Source organism: Catellatospora sp. TT07R-123, from assembly GCF_018327705.1.
Taxonomy (GTDB): Bacteria; Actinomycetota; Actinomycetes; order Mycobacteriales; family Micromonosporaceae; genus Catellatospora.
Map to the genome: position 1 here is coordinate 3,447,109 of NZ_BNEM01000002.1, position 15,283 is coordinate 3,462,391.

The following is a 15,283-nucleotide window of genomic DNA, read 5'->3' on the forward strand; positions in this document are numbered from 1 at the left end:
TTCCGGGTCAATACAACTGCTGCGAGAACCGGCCCACGGCGGCGGTCAGCGTACGGTCCACCAGCTCCGCCGCGTCGTCCCAGCGTTCGGCGACGGTCTCGTCGGGGGCGATGAGCACCATGTCCGTGGGCGGCAGGTCGTCGAGCAGCCGGACGGACTGCTCGTGGTCGGGCGCGGGCCGCAGCATGTACGCGTCCGCCTCCAGCACCAGGACGCCGGATGCCCGCAGGTCTCCCACGGCCACCGAGTACCGGAACGTGTAGCCGAGCACCCGGACGAAGACCGACACCAGGTCGACGTTCGCGCCGCGGACGTCCTCCATCCCGGTCCGGGCGTCGGGGTCGAGCTCGCGGAAGGCCCGCTCGATGTCCTCGATCACCGGTTGCAGCATCCGGTGGAACCGGGTCACCAGCTCCGACATGGCCGCCGTGGTACGCGCCGCGGCTCCGGGTTCGACCTCGGCGCGCTGCCCGCGCAGCCGCTCCACGTGCGCGCGCACCACCGCCACTGCGCCGCTCTGGACCGGCGCGACCAGCGCGGGCCGCTCCAGTTCCGCCCGCATCGCGACGATCTGCAGCTGAGCGAACAGGTGCACCAGCGGGCGCAGGTCGCCGTCGTTGGCCGCGTCGAGGGCCGCGATGTAGTCGGGCCGGTTGCGGCGATCGACCACGAGCGGCGCGTACCGGCCTCTGAGCAGGGCCAGCAGCGTCAGCGCGCGGGCGACCCGGCCGTTACCGTCGGCGAACGGGTGGATGCGGATGAAACGGTGGTGCAGCCAGGTCGCCCGGACCACCGGATGCGCACCCTCTGTCTGCCGGTACAGCTCGACCAGGCGCTCCATCTGCGCGGGCACGTGCTCGGGCGGGGTGTACTCCAGCAGGCTGCCGTCGGGCCGCCGCACGTGGTTGGGCTGCGTCTTCCACTCCCCGCGCGGGAGCGGCACCTGCACCGCCCGCCCGAGCGCGTCGCGCGCGTCGTATACGGGCTGGTGCGCGGTGATGAGCTGATGCAGCTCACGGATGAAGAAGACGGACAGGTCCCGCCCTTCGCGGACCGCACCGACCAGGAACTCCAGCGCGTCGAGCTGGTCGCGCATCAGGTCGAGGGCGTCGCCGGGCACCCCGCCCTGCCGCGCCGCGACCTCGGCGGTGATGCCCTCGGCGACCAGCGCCTCGGTGACGCCCCAGTCGAGGTCGTACAGGCGCTCGATGATGCCGGTCTCGATGGCGTGGCGGCGCAGGCTGCGCTGGCGCGCCTGGGCGAACTCGGCGGTCGGCGCCTGCGCGATCGACCGCTCCCAGGCCTTGTGCAGGGAGTCGACGGTGGACCGGATCGGCTCGACCGTGCCGTTGAGCGCGGGCAGCGGCTCCACTTCCCGCCAGGGCATGAGGCTCACAACCGCCGATGCTACGACCCGGGCGCGGCGCACCGCGCCCGGGTCTCAACTATGTCGAGCAAGCCCCGCGGATCAGGGCTGGGGTTTGGGCGGGGCGCCGACGACCGGACCGGTGACCGACAGGACCAGTTTCAGCGAGTTGCCGGTACGGGCGTTGACCCGGTCCAGGATCGTCGCCACCGGTGAGTAGTGGTTGAGCTCGGCGGCGTTGGTGCACGGGCCGCTGCCGGGGTCGCCGAACTTGAGGATGCCCAGCGCCTTGCCGTCGGCCTCGGTGAACAGCGGCCCGCCGCTGTCGCCGGGACGGGCGCAGATGCGCACCGAGATCAGCGTGCCGACCGCGGTGACCTCGCCGCAGCGGGTGCCCGGCTGGTAGCCCGCGCCCGCGCCGGAGTCGACGTACTGCTCCCCGGCCTTCGGGGTGTAGCCCGCACCGCTGGCGCAGACGACCCAGCCGACCTGCACCGCCGACGGCTTCAGCAGGCCGGTGAGCTGCACGTCGTGGCTGCCCGCGCAGCCGCCGGGGCACCAGTAGTTGAGGCTCGGCACCGGCCGGACGCTGTTGATCAGGCCCAGCGCCGCGCTCCACGTGCGCTCGGCGCCCGGCTGGTACGGCAGCACCGCGTAGTCGTACGCGCTGCCGATGCCCGCGACGTTCTCCGACAGCTGGCCGCGCAGCGTGGCGTCGGCGGGCTCGATGCCGACCGGGATCTTCTGGCCGAGGTAGTCGTGCCAGGTGTCGTCGCGGCGGGTGTGCCGGTCGCTGTTGACGCAGTGCCCGGCGGTGAGCACGTAGTACGCCCCGGTGACCTGCGAGCGCAGGTTGTAGCCGGTGGTGCAGCCGCCGACGGTGCCGTCGTCGCGCGGCACGTCGAGCCGGATGCCGCCGCGCATCGGCGGGGTGTGGCAGTTCAGCGGGTTGCACGACTTGGGCACCCCGACCGGCCCGGTGACCCGGCGCAGCGTCCCGGCCGCATCGGCGGCCGCCAGGGCCGCGGCCAGCGCCGGGTCGCCGGCGGGCACCTGCTCGTTCGCGGTGACCAGCACCCGGTTGGTGACCGGGTCGACGGCGACGGCCGCGCCGTCGGTCTCGCCGAGTGCGGTGCGGGCGCGGGTCGCGGCGTCGGTGAGCTCGCGCAGCGAGTGCTCGGCCCGGACCACGCGCACGTGGGCCGCGTCGCCGGTGCGCGCCAGCTCGGCGGTGAGCGCGCCGGGCACGGTCGACGCGACGGTGAGCACACCGCCCGCGGCCTGGTCGAGCCACAGGCCCGCGTACTGGTCCGGGAACCGGGCCGCGAGCCGGTCGCCGAGCTGCCCGGCCGTCTCCTGGAGGGCCAGGCGGCGCTGCGCCTCGGCGGCGGAGACGCCGTACCTGGTGCGCAGGTAGGCGGTGGAGGCGGGGGCGACCACGCCGGTGCCGGTGGCGCTCGGCGCGGCGGGCGCACCGCCCGCGCCGGATGCGGTCGGCGACGCGGCCGAGGACGGCTCCGGCGCCGCGGTGATGTCGTAGCCGGCGCCCTCGACGAAGGCCGCCTGCGGCTGCGGTTCGGCCGAGCCGCGGTCGTGCAGGACCACGGCGGCGGCACCGGCGGCAAGGACCGCCATGACTGTCAGGGACACGATGATGCGCTTGCGCGACACGCCCAGACCTCCCCGTACTCGGCGTATGCGGAAAACCCCGGCAGCATAGCCGGGTTCGGGTCAGGGCGCGGGCACACCCAGGACGGCACGGGTGCGCGCCACGTCGTCGTCGATCGCGGCGACCAGGGCCTCGACGCCGTCGAACTTGAGGGTCGGCCGCAGGTGGCTGACGAAGTCGAGGGCCAGGCGCTCGCCGTACAGGTCGCCGGAGAAGTCGAGCACGTACGCCTCGACGCGGCGGTCCTGGCCGGAGAAGGTCGGGTTGGTGCCGATGGAGACGGCGGCGGGCAGCCGCTCGGTGCCGCGCACCAGCCAGCAGGCGTAGACGCCGTCGGCGGGCACCGCGGCGTACTTGGCGGTGAACAGGTTCGCCGTCGGGAAGCCGATCTCGCGGCCGCGCTGGTCGCCGCGGACGACGACGCCCTCCAGCCGGTGCGGCCGCCCCAGCACCGCCGCGGCGGCCTCGACGTCGCCCGCGTCCACGCAGGCCCGGATGTAGGTCGACGAGAAGACGGTGCCGTCGCCGGTCACCAGCGGCGCGGGCTCGACCGCGAACCCGAACGTGCGCCCGAGCCGGGCCAGCAGCTCCACGTCCCCGGCGGCCTTGTGCCCGAACCGGAAGTTCTCGCCGACCACGACCAGGGCCGTGTGCAGGTGCTCGACCAGCATGTCGTGCACGAACCGGTCGGCGGGCAGCCGCGAGAAGTCCAACGTGAACGGCTGCACGCACAGCACGTCCGCACCCAGGCCCTCGATCAGCTCGGCCTTGCGCGGCGGCGGGGTCAGCACGGCCGGGTGCGAGCCCGGCCGCACCACCTCGGACGGGTGCGGGTCGAAGGTCACCACGACCGCGGGCAGGCCCAGCTCACGGGCGCGCTTGACCGCGTGGCCGATGGTCTGCTGGTGCCCGCTGTGCACGCCGTCGAAGACGCCGATGGTCACCACGGAGCGGCCCCAGCCGCCGGGCGCCGCGTCGAACCCACGCCACCGCTGCATCACTGCTCGCCTCCCACCAGGACGATCTCGGCTCGGGCCTTGCCGGCGCGCTCGGACATGACCGCGAGCGCCGTGCCGTCGGGACCCACCACACCGTACGGCCCGGCCTGGCCGGTCACGGGCAGCGGCCCACCGTGGGAGACGGTCTTGGCGGCGTCGGCGTCCACGGTGCGCACGGGCATCGCGCGGCCGAGAGCCTGCGCCAGCGGCAGCGCCACCGGGTCCGCGAGCTCCGCGAGCGCTTCCAGGGTGTACGACTCAGCCAGCGTGAACCCGCCCACGGCGCTGCGCCGCAGCGCGGTCAGGTGCCCGCCCACGCCCAGCCCCGCCCCGAGGTCGCGGGCGATGGCCCGGATGTAGGTGCCCGACGAGCAGGCCACCTCCACCTCGATGTCGATCATGTCATCGACCGGCGTGATGTTCAGCACGTCGATCCGCGAGATGGTCACCCGGCGCGCGGGCAGCTCGACCTGCTCGCCCTGCCGCACCCGGTGGTACGAGCGCACCCCGTTGACCTTGATCGCGCTGACCGCGGACGGCACCTGGTCGACCTCGCCGGTCTGCGCGGCCAGCCCGGCCCGGATCTGCTCCTCGGTCACGTGCCCGGCGGGCACGGTGGCGGTCACGTCCCCTTCGGCGTCGTCGGTGACCGTGGCCTGCCCGAGCCGGATCGTGCCCCGGTAGACCTTGTCCGTGCCGACGACGTACGTCAGCAGGCGGGTGGCCCGGCCGACGCCCAGCACCAGCACCCCAGTCGCCATCGGGTCCAGGGTGCCGCCGTGGCCGACCTTGCGGGTGCCCGCGATGCGGCGCACCTTCGCCACGACGTCGTGCGAGGTCATGCCCGGGGCCTTGTCCACCACGATGAGGCCGTCGGTGACGGGACGGGTGTTCTTCGCGCTGCTCACAGCCGACCAGCCTACGGCTGGGGCGAAGGGGTGACCGGGCTGGGCACGGCGCTCGGCACTGCGCTCGGCACCGCGCTCGGCACTGCCCACCGGCCGGTGCGCAGCCGCAGCAGCAGCAGGACCAGCCGCACCACCAGGAACAGCGTCAGCCCCGCCCACACCCCGGTCAGCCCGAGGTCGAACACGTACGCGGCCCAGGTCATCGGGAGGAAGCCGGCCACCGCCGCCGCGATGGTCAGGTTGCGCAGGTACGCCACGTCGCCCGCCCCGATCATCACCCCGTCGAGGGCGAACACGATCCCGCCCATCGGCAGCAGCAGGGCGAACCAGGGCCAGATGAGGGCGGACTGCGCCCATACCGCGGGGTCGTCGGTGAACAGCGCGGGCAGCACCGCGACACCCGCCCCGAGCACGACGGCGAACGCGACCCCGCACCACCAGCCCAGCCAGGTGATCTGGCGGGCGGTGCGCCGGGCCCGCGCGGCGTCGCCCGCGCCGAGCTCGGCGCCGACCAGCGACTGCGCCGCGATCGCCACCGAGTCCAGCACCAGCGCGGTGAAGAACCACAGTTGCAGGGCCACCTGGTGGGCGGCGAGCGCGGCTGCGCCGAACCGGGCCGCGACGGCGGCCGCCGACAGGAAGCACGCCTGGAACGCCGCGCCGCGCACGATCAGATCCCGGCTGACCGCGAGCTGGTGGCGCAGCAGGTCGGGCCGGGGCGCCAGCGGCACCCGCTCGGCCACCAGCGCGCGCACGAACAGCAGGCCGGAGACGGTCTGCGCGGTCACGTTGGCGGCCGCCGAGCCGACCAGGCCCCAGCCGAGGCCGTACACCAGCAGCGGGCACAGGGCGGCGGAGGCGAGGTTGGCGCCGAGCACGTAGTACAGCGGGCGGCGGGTGTCCTGCACGCCGCGCATCCAGCCGTTGCCGGCCAGCGCGAGCAGGATGAACGGGGCGCCGAGCACCGCGACCCGCAGCCACAGCTCGGCCTCGCGGGCCACCTCGGCGGCGTCGGGGCCGCCCCCGGCCAGGGCGCGGGCCAGTGGACCGGCCGCCAGCTGGGTGACCGCGAGCAGCGCCAGGCCGGTCAGCACGGCGAGCCAGGAGGCCTGCACGCCCTCGGCGACCGCGCCGGGGCGGTCGCCCGCGCCGAAGCGGCGGGCCGCGCGGCCGGTGGTGCCGTACGCCAGCACGTTGCCGAGCCAGACGGCGAGCCCGAGCAGCGTGCCCGCCAGCCCGAGCGCGGCCAGCGGCACCCTGCCCAGATGTCCGACCACGGCCGTGTCGACCAGTACGTACAGCGGTTCGGCCGCCAGCACCACCAGTGCGGGCAGCGCCAGCGCCGCGATCCTGCGGTAGCCGCCCGCTTCGATGTCCGTCGCGCTCACGCGGCCGAAGGATACGCCGCCAGACGCCGGGCCAGCTCGGCGGAGGTGCCGATCGCGGTGCGGTCGTGCGGGACGGTGCGGTAGTGCTCGATCAGGTATGCCAGGAAGCCCGGCTCGACCTCCAGCGGGTCGACCCGTACCCGCAGCACGTCCTCGCGACCGTCGGGGCGGGTCAGGGCCAGGTGCAGTTCGCGCGGGTATTCGGGCGTCCACACCACGCCGGTCAGCCAGGACCACGCGATGTCGACCCGGCGCAGGCGGCGCACGCTGAGTCTGTCGTGGTGCAGCGTCACCCGGCGCGGCCGGGCGATGATCAGGGCGGCCAGGGCCGCCATTCCCGCCGCGGCGCCGTACTCCGTCGCCTGGCCCGCCGTGCCCGCCAGGCAGAGCAGGAAGACCGCTCCGGCGTACAGCGTGGGCCGGTCGGCGGCGCTGAAGCCGGGCGGGCGGCCGTGCAGGCCCAGCCCCACCGGCATCCGCACCTGCCGCACCCGGGCTGCCGTGATCAGGAAGGCGGCCAGGAACAGCAGGGCGATTCCGGCGATGACGACGTCGGCGACCCAACCGGTCCGCGCGGGGGCCGACCGGGTCCACAGGGCGGTGGCGGCCAGGCCGACCAGGCCGTAGAGCCAGGCGAAGCGGCCGAGCGCACGTTCCTGTAGGCGCAACCGCGAGATCAGGGTCGCGGCGGCGGATTCGTCGATCGGGATCGGCACGCCGACAGCGTAGACGGCCGGGGTGCCGTGGTGGGGACCCTCGCCTACTGGCGGGTGTCCATCGAGGTCTGCAGCGCGCGGCGGGCCTGCTCGCGGTCGTCCTCGGTCGGCTTCGGCTGGGGCTTCTTCGACGTGGGCATGGCGGTTTCCTTTACGAGAGAACGGGTCAGCTGGTGCGTGGACCGCCGGTTGCGTGCCGGATGCACGCCCTGGGTCCGTCCTTGGCCGCCGCCGTCCTCGGGATCGCCGAGCCGTGCCGGTGGTGACTGTCGCGCGCCGGGCCGGTCTTGGTGAACCGGAAGCGACGCCCAGACAAAACTATCGTTCAGTTCCACATCTTGCACGCACGTTCCCACATCACGGAACCGCGTTTCTGTTTCTCTGCACTTCAGCACTTACTTAACGGGCTATCAGTCGGAAATGTCCGTTCCGCTATCCGTCACATCCCCGACAGCCCACCTCCAACGTGCGCTCCTCCTCCCCACCCGCCTCCCCGCCCTCCCCGCCCTGGTCCGCCCCTTCCTGGCCGACTTGCCGAGCAATCGGGCGTATGCGGCCCCGAATACGCCCGATTGCCCGGCAAGTCGCACAAAGGATCTTGGGGCGGGTGCGCGGCCGGGCGAGTCGGGTTGCGCCGGCGCGCGGCGCGTGGCGGCGGGTCACCGGCGCACCGTCGCGATCGACCGGCGGCGCGATTGGTGCAGTTTCGGGGAAACTGCACCAATACCGGTCATGATTCCCGCACTTTCCCCGAAACTGCACCACTGGCGGAGGGGGTGGCGAGGCGAGGTCAGAGGGGGCGGGTCAGCGGGCGAGGAAGTGCCAGCCGAGCCAGAACCAGAAGAGGAGGATGGCCAGGCGGCCGACGGGCAGGCCGCCGACGTCGTACCGCATGACCAGGGCGACGACGGCCCCGAGAGTCGGCACCCGGGAATCGGGGCGGCGGGCCGCCCATTCCACCGCCAGCAGCGCCAGCCCGGCGACGACGAACCCGGCGATGGCCAGCGCGCGGCTGAGCGTCATCGGCGCACCAGCGCCCAGAAGGCGGCCAGCCAGCCGAAGTACGCCAGCGACCGGGCCGCGTAGCCGTCCAGCACCGGATCGGCCAGCAGCGACAGGGTCGGATAGTCCTCCGTGGCGCCCATCGCGAAGGTGAACACCTCCACCGCCGCGAAGATCGCGATCGGCAGCAGCCACCAGACCACGCCCGGCAGCAGTCCGGCAGGCGCGGCCCGCCGGGGCAGGCGCGAGGACATCCCGGCCACGAGCATGCCGCCGCCCAGCGCCAGCACGTACAGGTTCCCGGCCAGCGAGAACGACGGCAGCAGCCCGCCGATCAGCGACAGCGGGGCGAACACCGGCAGCATCACCTGCGCCCGCGCCCAGGGCCGCGCCGGAGCGGCTGCCTCGGGCGGTGAGTCCATGCTCCCGATTGTGCCCCGATGACCGGTGTGCCGGGGAGTTTCCGCACGACAGACCCCCCGGCTCAGTCCTGCTCGGCCAGCCGCTCCCGCACCGCGGCGATGACCTCGGCGGCCGTGCCGCGCCCGGTGAAACCGGCCGCGAGCCGGTGCCCGCCGCCGCCGAGCGCGACCGCGACCAGGCTGACGTCGGCGCCGCCCTTGCTGCGCATCGACACCGCCCACTCGGCCGGGGCGACCTGCTTGAGCAGCAGTGCCACGTCCGCCTCGGCGGTGCAGCGCACCGAGTCGATCAGGGCCTCCAGCACGTATGGCGGCTGGTCGTGCCTGGCGAGGTCGTCGAGGGTCGCCACGGCGGTGACCAGCCCGCGCCCGCCCGCCCCGGCGGGGTCGAGCTCGGCGCGGCCCAGCACCTCGCCGAACAGGCGGACCGCCCCGAACGGGCGGTTGTCGAAGATGCGGCGCGAGATCTCGCCGACGCTGATCCCGGTGGCGACCAGCCGGGCCGCCAGTTCGTGCACCTCGGGCGTGGTCAGGTCGAACTTGAACGAGCCCGTGTCGGTGACCAGCCCGACGTAGAGGCACTCGGCGATACCCCGGTCGAGGGTGACGTCGAGCCGCCGCAGCAGCTCGGCGGCGACCACCGCGGTGGCGGCCGCGTACGGGTCGACCAGCGACACCTTGCCGAATCCGGTGTTGGAGGCGTGGTGGTCGAGCACCAGGCTCACCTCGGCCGTCTCCAGCCGGTCGACCAGCGACCCCAGCCGGCCCTCGCTCGCGGCGTCGAAGGTGACCACGAGATCCGGGGCCGGATCGGCCTCGCTCTCGGGCACCAGCAGCTCCATCGCGGGCATGTGCAGCGGCGACGGCACGCTCGGCGGGCCGGGGAAGGTGCACTGGAGCGCCTCGACCCCGAGCTGGCGCAGCCCCTGGGCGAAGCCGAGCATGCTGCCCAGCGCGTCACCGTCGGGGTTGACGTGGCAGACCAGCAGGACCCGGGCACCGGGCCGCAGCCCGGTGCGCACGGCCGCGACCGCGGCGTCCCAGTCCTGTTCGGTGGGCCGGCGCGACACCGCCGCACCGGCCGCTTCCGCCCCGATCACCGCTGAGCCGCCGCGCGCAGCGCAGGCTCCTCCTCGTCGCCGTCGGCGTCCTCGTCCTCGTCGTCGGAGTCCACCCGGTACGGCTGGGCCTCGCCCGCGTACTCCGCCCCGGCGGCCAGCTCCTGCACCTGGGCGTCGCGCTGCTTGGCCTCGGCCAGCAGGTCGTCGATGTGCTTGACGTGCTCCTGGACGTCGTCGGAGACGAACGCCAGCGACGGCGAGTGGCGCAGGCCGAGGGCCCGGCCGACGACGCCCCGCAGCATGCCCTTGGCGCTCTCCAGCGCGGCCGCCGTGCCCGCCTGGGACTCGGCGTCACCGAGCACGGTGTAGAAGACGGTCGCCTCACGCAGATCGTTGGTGATCCGGGCGTCGGTGATCGTGATCATGCCGAGCCTGGGGTCCTTGATCTGGGTGCGTACCGCGGAGGCCACCAACTCCCGCACTCGTTCGGCGTGCTTACGCACCTTGGCCGGATCACCCATCACGTCACCTCCGCGACCGACGACCGCACCCGACCTCGCGCCGGCTACCGCCGACCCGCGAACCCGAGCAGGGTCGAAACCAACACCATGACACTACCTGCCGTACCCGACACCCCGCTCGGCCGCGCATAGGCGACCTAGTCGTCGTCCCCGTACCAGCGCCGCTTCACCGAGAGGAGCTCGGCCTCCGGCCGGTTGGCGACCAGCCGCTCGCAGCGGTCGAGGATCTCCGTGACGTGGGCGGGGTCCGCGGCCACGACGGCCACCCCGATCTCGGCGCGGCCGTGGAGGTCGAGCGCGCCGACCTCGGCGACCGCGACCTCGAACTTCTTCAGCGCCGCGATGATCGGACGCACGTACGAGCGCTTCTCCTTCAGCGACCGGGAGTCACCCGGCAGCAGCAGGTCGAAGACTGACGTTCCGGTATGCACGAGCCGGAAGCGTACGCGAGATCACACCTTGCGGGCCACCAGAATGTCGCGGTTGATGCCCTGGTCCACGCGGTGCTCGAAGCCCTCGTAGTCGACGGCCTCCAGCCCGTTCTCCTCCAGCAGGTCCAGCGCGTCCTCGCGCGGGGCGACGTGGGTGTTCCACGACATGCCCAGCGCGCCGCCGGGGCGCAGCAGCGCCGTCCAGCCGGGCAGCGACTCCTCCAGCAGCTCCTGCGGCCCGCGCGCGAGCCCCTTGCCGGTACGGCTGCCGTGCACCACCCCGTACGGCAGGTCGGCCACGATCACGTCGATCGAGTTGCCCTTGAGCAGGCCCCTGGTCGAGGTGGTGTCGGCTTCCAGCAGGGCCAGGTGCTGGGGCTGTTCCCGTACGTCGCCGATGCGCGCGTCGAAGCGCCGCCCGAGCCGCTTGCCCTCCCGGCGCAGCGGCGTGATCTCGGCGGTGTGCTTGATCCGCTTGCGCTTGAGCCACGTCTTGAGGAACGCCGAGTACGCCTCGACGTCCTTGCCGTCCAGTTCGATGCCGACGGCGTCCCAGCCGTACATCAGGGCCTGGTTGAGCGTGGTGCCCCGGCCCGCCACCGGGTCCAGCACGGTGAACCGGCGGGTGAGCAGCTGGTCGGCCCAACTCGTGGCCAGCACGGTCACGTTGAGCAGCAGCTTGGTGAAGTGCTCGTTGGTCTTGCCGGCGTACTTCTGGATCGTGATCAGGTCGTCGTCGAACCGGTCCAGGCCGGGCCGCCCGATCGGCCGGAACAGGTCGTCGCCGGTGACCTCGAACAGGGCGTAGCCGGAGGACAGGTTCGCCAGCACCCGCAGCTCGTCGTCGGACAGCGGCCCGCCCTCGGTCTCGAAGACCAGGTACGGCAGCCCGGCGAACTCGACCGTCTCGGCCGGTTCCAGCCGCCCCTCCAGCGCCCGCTCGCCGAACACCGACAGCTCCGCGGCGACCAGGTCGGGTGCGGACTGCGTGTACACCCGGTTCGACGACGGTGCCGTCAGCAGCGCATATCTGGCCATGTGCCCTCCTTGAACCCAGTATCAGGGCAGCATGCCCCAGACATGGCCAGGCGGCCGGTGCTGTCGCACCGGCCGCCTGGGTCGAGCCTCAGGCGCGGGGCTTCTCCCGCATCTCGAAGGTCTCGATGACATCGCCGACCTGCAGGTTGCCGTAGCCGCCCAGGGTCAGACCGCACTCGAAGCCCTCGCGGACCTCGGTCGCGTCGTCCTTGAACCGCTTGAGCGAGCTGATCGACGCGTGCTCCGCCACGACGGTGCCGTCGCGGACCACCCGGGCCTTGGCGTTGCGCCGCAGCAGACCGGACCGCACGAGGCAACCGGCGATGAGACCCACCTTGGACGAGCGGAAGACCTCGCGGACCTCCGCCGAACCCAGGGCGACCTCCTCGTACTCCGGCTTGAGCATGCCCTTGAGGGCCGCCTCGATCTCGTCGATGGCCTGGTAGATGACCGTGTAGTAACGGATCTCCACACCGGCGCGGTCGGCCAGGTCGCGGGCCTGGTCCATCGGGCGCACGTTGAAGCCGATGATGATCGCGGTCGAGTTCGCCGAGGCGGACGCCAGGTTGACGTCGTTCTCGGTGATCGCGCCGACGCCGCGGTGGATGATCCGAAGCTGGATCTCCTCCGGGATCGGCAGCTTGACCAGCGCGTCCTCGAGGGCTTCCACGGAGCCGGAGACATCGCCCTTGATGATGAGGTCGAGCGAGGTGCGCTCGCCCTCCTTGATCTTCTCGAGCAGGTTCTCCAGCGACACCCGGCCGCGCAGGCTCGCCTGCTCGGCCGCCCGCTTGCGGGCCTGGCGCTGCTCGGCGATCTGGCGCACCGTGCGGTCGTCGTCGGCCGCCAGGAAGGTGTCACCCGCACCCGGCACCGCGGTCAGACCGAGCACCATGACCGGTCGGGCCGGACCCGCGTAGGCGAGCGGCTGGCCGTTCTCGTCCAGCATCGCCCGGACGCGACCGTAGGCGTTGCCCGCCACGATCGAATCGCCGACGTTGAGCGTGCCCTTCTGCACCAGGACCGTCGCCACCGGGCCGCGGCCCTTGTCGAGCCGGGCCTCGATGGCCAGACCCTGGGCGTGGCCGTCGATCGGAGCGAGCAGCTCCAGCGACGCGTCCGCGGTCAGCAGCACCGCCTCCAGGAGGCCGTCGATGTTGAGACGGCTCTTGGCGGAGATGTCGACGAACATGGTCTCGCCGCCGTACTCCTCGGCGACCAGGCCGTACTCGGTGAGCTGCTGGCGCACCTTGCCGGGGTTGGCCTCGGGCTTGTCGATCTTGTTCACCGCGACCACGATCGGCACGTCGGCCGCCTTGGCGTGGTTGAGCGCCTCGATCGTCTGCGGCATGACGCCGTCATCGGCCGCGACGACCAGCACCACGATGTCGGTGGCCTGGGCACCACGGGCACGCATGGCGGTGAACGCCTCGTGACCCGGGGTGTCGATGAACGTGATCGCGCGGTCCTCACCGTCGTGCTCGACGTGCACCTGGTACGCGCCGATGTGCTGGGTGATGCCGCCGGCCTCGCCCTCGACCACGTTCGCCGACCGGATCGCGTCCAGCAGCTTGGTCTTACCGTGGTCGACGTGACCCATGACGGTCACCACCGGCGGACGGCTGACCAGACGCTCCTCGTCGACGTCGGCGTCGAGGTCGATGTTGAACCGCGCGAGCAGCTCGCGGTCCTCGTCCTCCGGGCTGACGATCTGCACCTCGAAGCCGAGGTGCTCACCGAGCAGCATCAGGTCGTCGTCGGTGCAGGACTGGGTCGCCGTCACCATGATGTTCAGGTTGAACATCTCCTGGACGAGCGAGCCCGGGTTGGCGTTGATCCGGTCGGCGAAGTCCGACAGCGAGGCGCCGCGCGGCAGCCGGACCATCTGGCCCTGACCACGCGGTGCGCCCGAGCTCATCGTGGGCGCGGACAGGTTGTCGAACTCTTGACGCCGCTGCTTCTTGGACTTGCGGCCGCGCGACTTGCCGCCGCCACGACCGAAGGCACCTGCGGCACCGCCGCCACGACCGCGACCACCCGCGCCGCCACCGCCACCGGGACGGCCTGCGCCGCCCGCGGGCGGGGCACCGGTGCCACCACCGGGACCGCCACGGAAGCCGCCACCGCCGCCGGGAGCACCACCGGGACGGAAGCCGGTGCCGGCACCGCCGCCACCAGGACCGCCACGGAAGCCGCCGCCACCGCCGCCGCCACCGGGACCGCCGCGGAAGCCACCGCCGCCGCCACCGGGACGACCCGCGCCGCCGCCGCCACCGGGACGACCCGCGCCGCCGCCGGGGCCACCCGGACGGGCCGGGCGCTGGCTGGGCATGGAGGCCGGGTTGGGCCGAGGCGGCATCGAGGCCGGGCTGGGCCGAGGCGGCATGGAGGCCGGGTTCGGCCGGGGCATGCCCGCCGGGGACGGACGCGACGGAGCCGCGCCGCCCGACGAGATGCCGAACGGGTTGTTGCCGCCGCTGCGCGGCGGACGGTTGCCACCCGGAGCGCCGGGACGGCCCTCACGGTTGCCGCCCTCGCCGCGCGGACCGGCCGGACGGTCACCGCGATCGCGGTCACGGTCACGACCGCCCTCGGGACGCGGGCCACCACCGGGGCCGCTGGGACGCCCGTCACGGCGGTCGCCGCCGGGCGCGCCGGGACGCCCGGCCGGGGCTCCCGGACGGGCTCCGCCTGCCGCGGACGAGCCGGGGCGGGGCGGCATGAAGCTGGGCTTGGGGCCGTCACCGCGAGGGGTGTCCTCGCGCTGGCTGCGAGCAGCCTGCTGGGCCGCGCGCGCGGCCTCCTGCTCGGCCTTGAGCGCCGAGGCACGCGCCTCGGCCGCCGCGACCTCGATGTCGTGGGCGCTGGCCGGCTTAGCGACCGGCGTCGGCGGCACCATCGACACGGGCGGCTTCGGCTTCATCACCGAAGGCGCCACCGCGGGCTTCTTGGGGGGCGCCGGCCTGGCCGTCACCCGGGGTTCGTTCGTGGTCTCCGCTGCGGTCGCCGCCGAGGCCGGTGCCGAATGCGACGAGCTCGGGGAGGAACCCCCGGAGCCTGCCGCGAAGGCGTTCTTCAGCCGTCGGGCGACGGGAGCTTCCACGGTGCTCGACGCGGTCTTGACGAACTCGCCCATCTCCTTGAGTTTGGCGAGAACGTCCTTACTCTCGACGCCGAGCTCCTTCGCAAGCTCGTGTACGCGGGCCTTGCCTGCCACTGCACTCCTCACTCCGAGGCCGCGCGGGCACTGACCCGCCACGACCTCACTTGTGCACTTGAAGCCTGATCATTTCAGCGACTTCATCGTGTGCCCATGTCGATTTCCTACCTTGCTCTGATCCTCAGACGCTGCACAGGTGCTGCGTCTACGGTGGTCCGCCAGTGATGGTGGCGACGATCCTTCGGATCGGATCGTGACCCAGCAGGCCTCACGGCCCCTGGATCGCCTCGGTCAACTCACCGGTGTCCAGGACACCGGCGATACGCAGCGCACGCCCGAAGGCGCGGCGCCGCAGCGCCGACTCGAGACAGGCCGCAGTCGGGTGGATGTGCGCCCCGCGGCCGGTCATCGCACGCCGTCGATCGGGCCGGAGGCTGAACTGGTCAGCACCCGACTCCACCGCGACGACACGTAGTAAATCGATAGCAGACGCCCGTTGCCTACACCCGACGCACGTGCGCACCGGAGGTGGCACAGGCGTAACAGATGAGGCCGCCGCTTGCGGTGCGGGCCGCGTGCGTCGTACCACCGAATAAGTCTACC

14 protein-coding genes are annotated in these 15,283 nt (G+C 73.0%); all 14 read right to left on the bottom strand.

Translation table 11 applies throughout. The features are described 5' to 3' along the window. Window positions 1–7: 7 nt before the first annotated feature. Window positions 8–1,387, bottom strand: coding sequence for a Fic family protein (locus Cs7R123_RS35110; RefSeq protein WP_244872505.1), 1,380 nt, complete (start codon window positions 1,385–1,387; stop codon window positions 8–10). An 81-nt stretch (window positions 1,388–1,468) separates the two neighbouring features. Then, window positions 1,469–3,037 (bottom strand): trypsin-like serine protease, encoded by a 1,569-nt coding sequence (locus tag Cs7R123_RS35115; protein ID WP_212833013.1) that lies wholly within the window; start codon window positions 3,035–3,037, stop codon window positions 1,469–1,471. Between the two features lie 60 nt (window positions 3,038–3,097). Further along, complete coding sequence (locus Cs7R123_RS35120; RefSeq protein ID WP_212833015.1) at window positions 3,098–4,033, bottom strand: bifunctional riboflavin kinase/FAD synthetase; 936 nt, start codon at window positions 4,031–4,033, stop codon at window positions 3,098–3,100. Next, entirely contained in the window at window positions 4,033–4,941 is a 909-nt protein-coding gene (gene truB, locus Cs7R123_RS35125) for a tRNA pseudouridine(55) synthase TruB (protein WP_212833017.1), read from the bottom strand. The genes Cs7R123_RS35120 and truB overlap by 1 nt, the downstream gene beginning before the upstream one ends. Before the next feature lie 11 nt (window positions 4,942–4,952). Beyond that, complete coding sequence (locus Cs7R123_RS35130; RefSeq protein ID WP_212833019.1) at window positions 4,953–6,329, bottom strand: MATE family efflux transporter; 1,377 nt, start codon at window positions 6,327–6,329, stop codon at window positions 4,953–4,955. Next, window positions 6,326–7,045, bottom strand: a complete 720-nt coding sequence (locus Cs7R123_RS35135; RefSeq protein WP_212833021.1) for a hypothetical protein — start codon at window positions 7,043–7,045, stop codon at window positions 6,326–6,328. Before Cs7R123_RS35135 ends, Cs7R123_RS35130 begins: the two co-directional genes overlap by 4 nt. A gap of 804 nt (window positions 7,046–7,849) precedes the next feature. Continuing rightward, complete coding sequence (locus Cs7R123_RS35140; protein ID WP_212833023.1) at window positions 7,850–8,068, bottom strand: DUF6186 family protein; 219 nt, start codon at window positions 8,066–8,068, stop codon at window positions 7,850–7,852. Then, window positions 8,065–8,469, bottom strand: a complete 405-nt coding sequence (locus Cs7R123_RS35145; protein ID WP_212833025.1) for a hypothetical protein — start codon at window positions 8,467–8,469, stop codon at window positions 8,065–8,067. Before Cs7R123_RS35145 ends, Cs7R123_RS35140 begins: the two co-directional genes overlap by 4 nt. Window positions 8,470–8,531: 62 nt before the next feature. Next, a complete protein-coding gene (locus Cs7R123_RS35150) occupies window positions 8,532–9,566 on the bottom strand; it encodes a bifunctional oligoribonuclease/PAP phosphatase NrnA (protein WP_212834909.1) in 1,035 nt (344 codons plus the stop codon). Next, window positions 9,566–10,051 (bottom strand): 30S ribosome-binding factor RbfA, encoded by a 486-nt coding sequence (rbfA, locus tag Cs7R123_RS35155; protein ID WP_212833027.1) that lies wholly within the window; start codon window positions 10,049–10,051, stop codon window positions 9,566–9,568. Before rbfA ends, Cs7R123_RS35150 begins: the two co-directional genes overlap by 1 nt. A gap of 137 nt (window positions 10,052–10,188) precedes the next feature. Further along, window positions 10,189–10,482, bottom strand: a complete 294-nt coding sequence (locus Cs7R123_RS35160) for a DUF503 domain-containing protein (protein WP_212833029.1) — start codon at window positions 10,480–10,482, stop codon at window positions 10,189–10,191. A gap of 21 nt (window positions 10,483–10,503) precedes the next feature. Beyond that, window positions 10,504–11,520 carry a TRM11 family methyltransferase gene (locus Cs7R123_RS35165; protein ID WP_212833031.1) on the bottom strand — a complete coding sequence of 339 codons (1,017 nt, stop codon included), beginning with the start codon at window positions 11,518–11,520 and terminating at the stop codon, window positions 10,504–10,506. Between the two features lie 88 nt (window positions 11,521–11,608). Further along, on the bottom strand, window positions 11,609–14,737 hold the full coding sequence (infB, locus tag Cs7R123_RS35170; protein WP_212833033.1) for a translation initiation factor IF-2: 3,129 nt from the start codon (window positions 14,735–14,737) through the stop codon (window positions 11,609–11,611). A gap of 211 nt (window positions 14,738–14,948) precedes the next feature. Next, entirely contained in the window at window positions 14,949–15,269 is a 321-nt protein-coding gene (locus Cs7R123_RS41020; RefSeq protein ID WP_308442906.1) for a YlxR family protein, read from the bottom strand. Window positions 15,270–15,283: the final 14 nt, after the last annotated feature.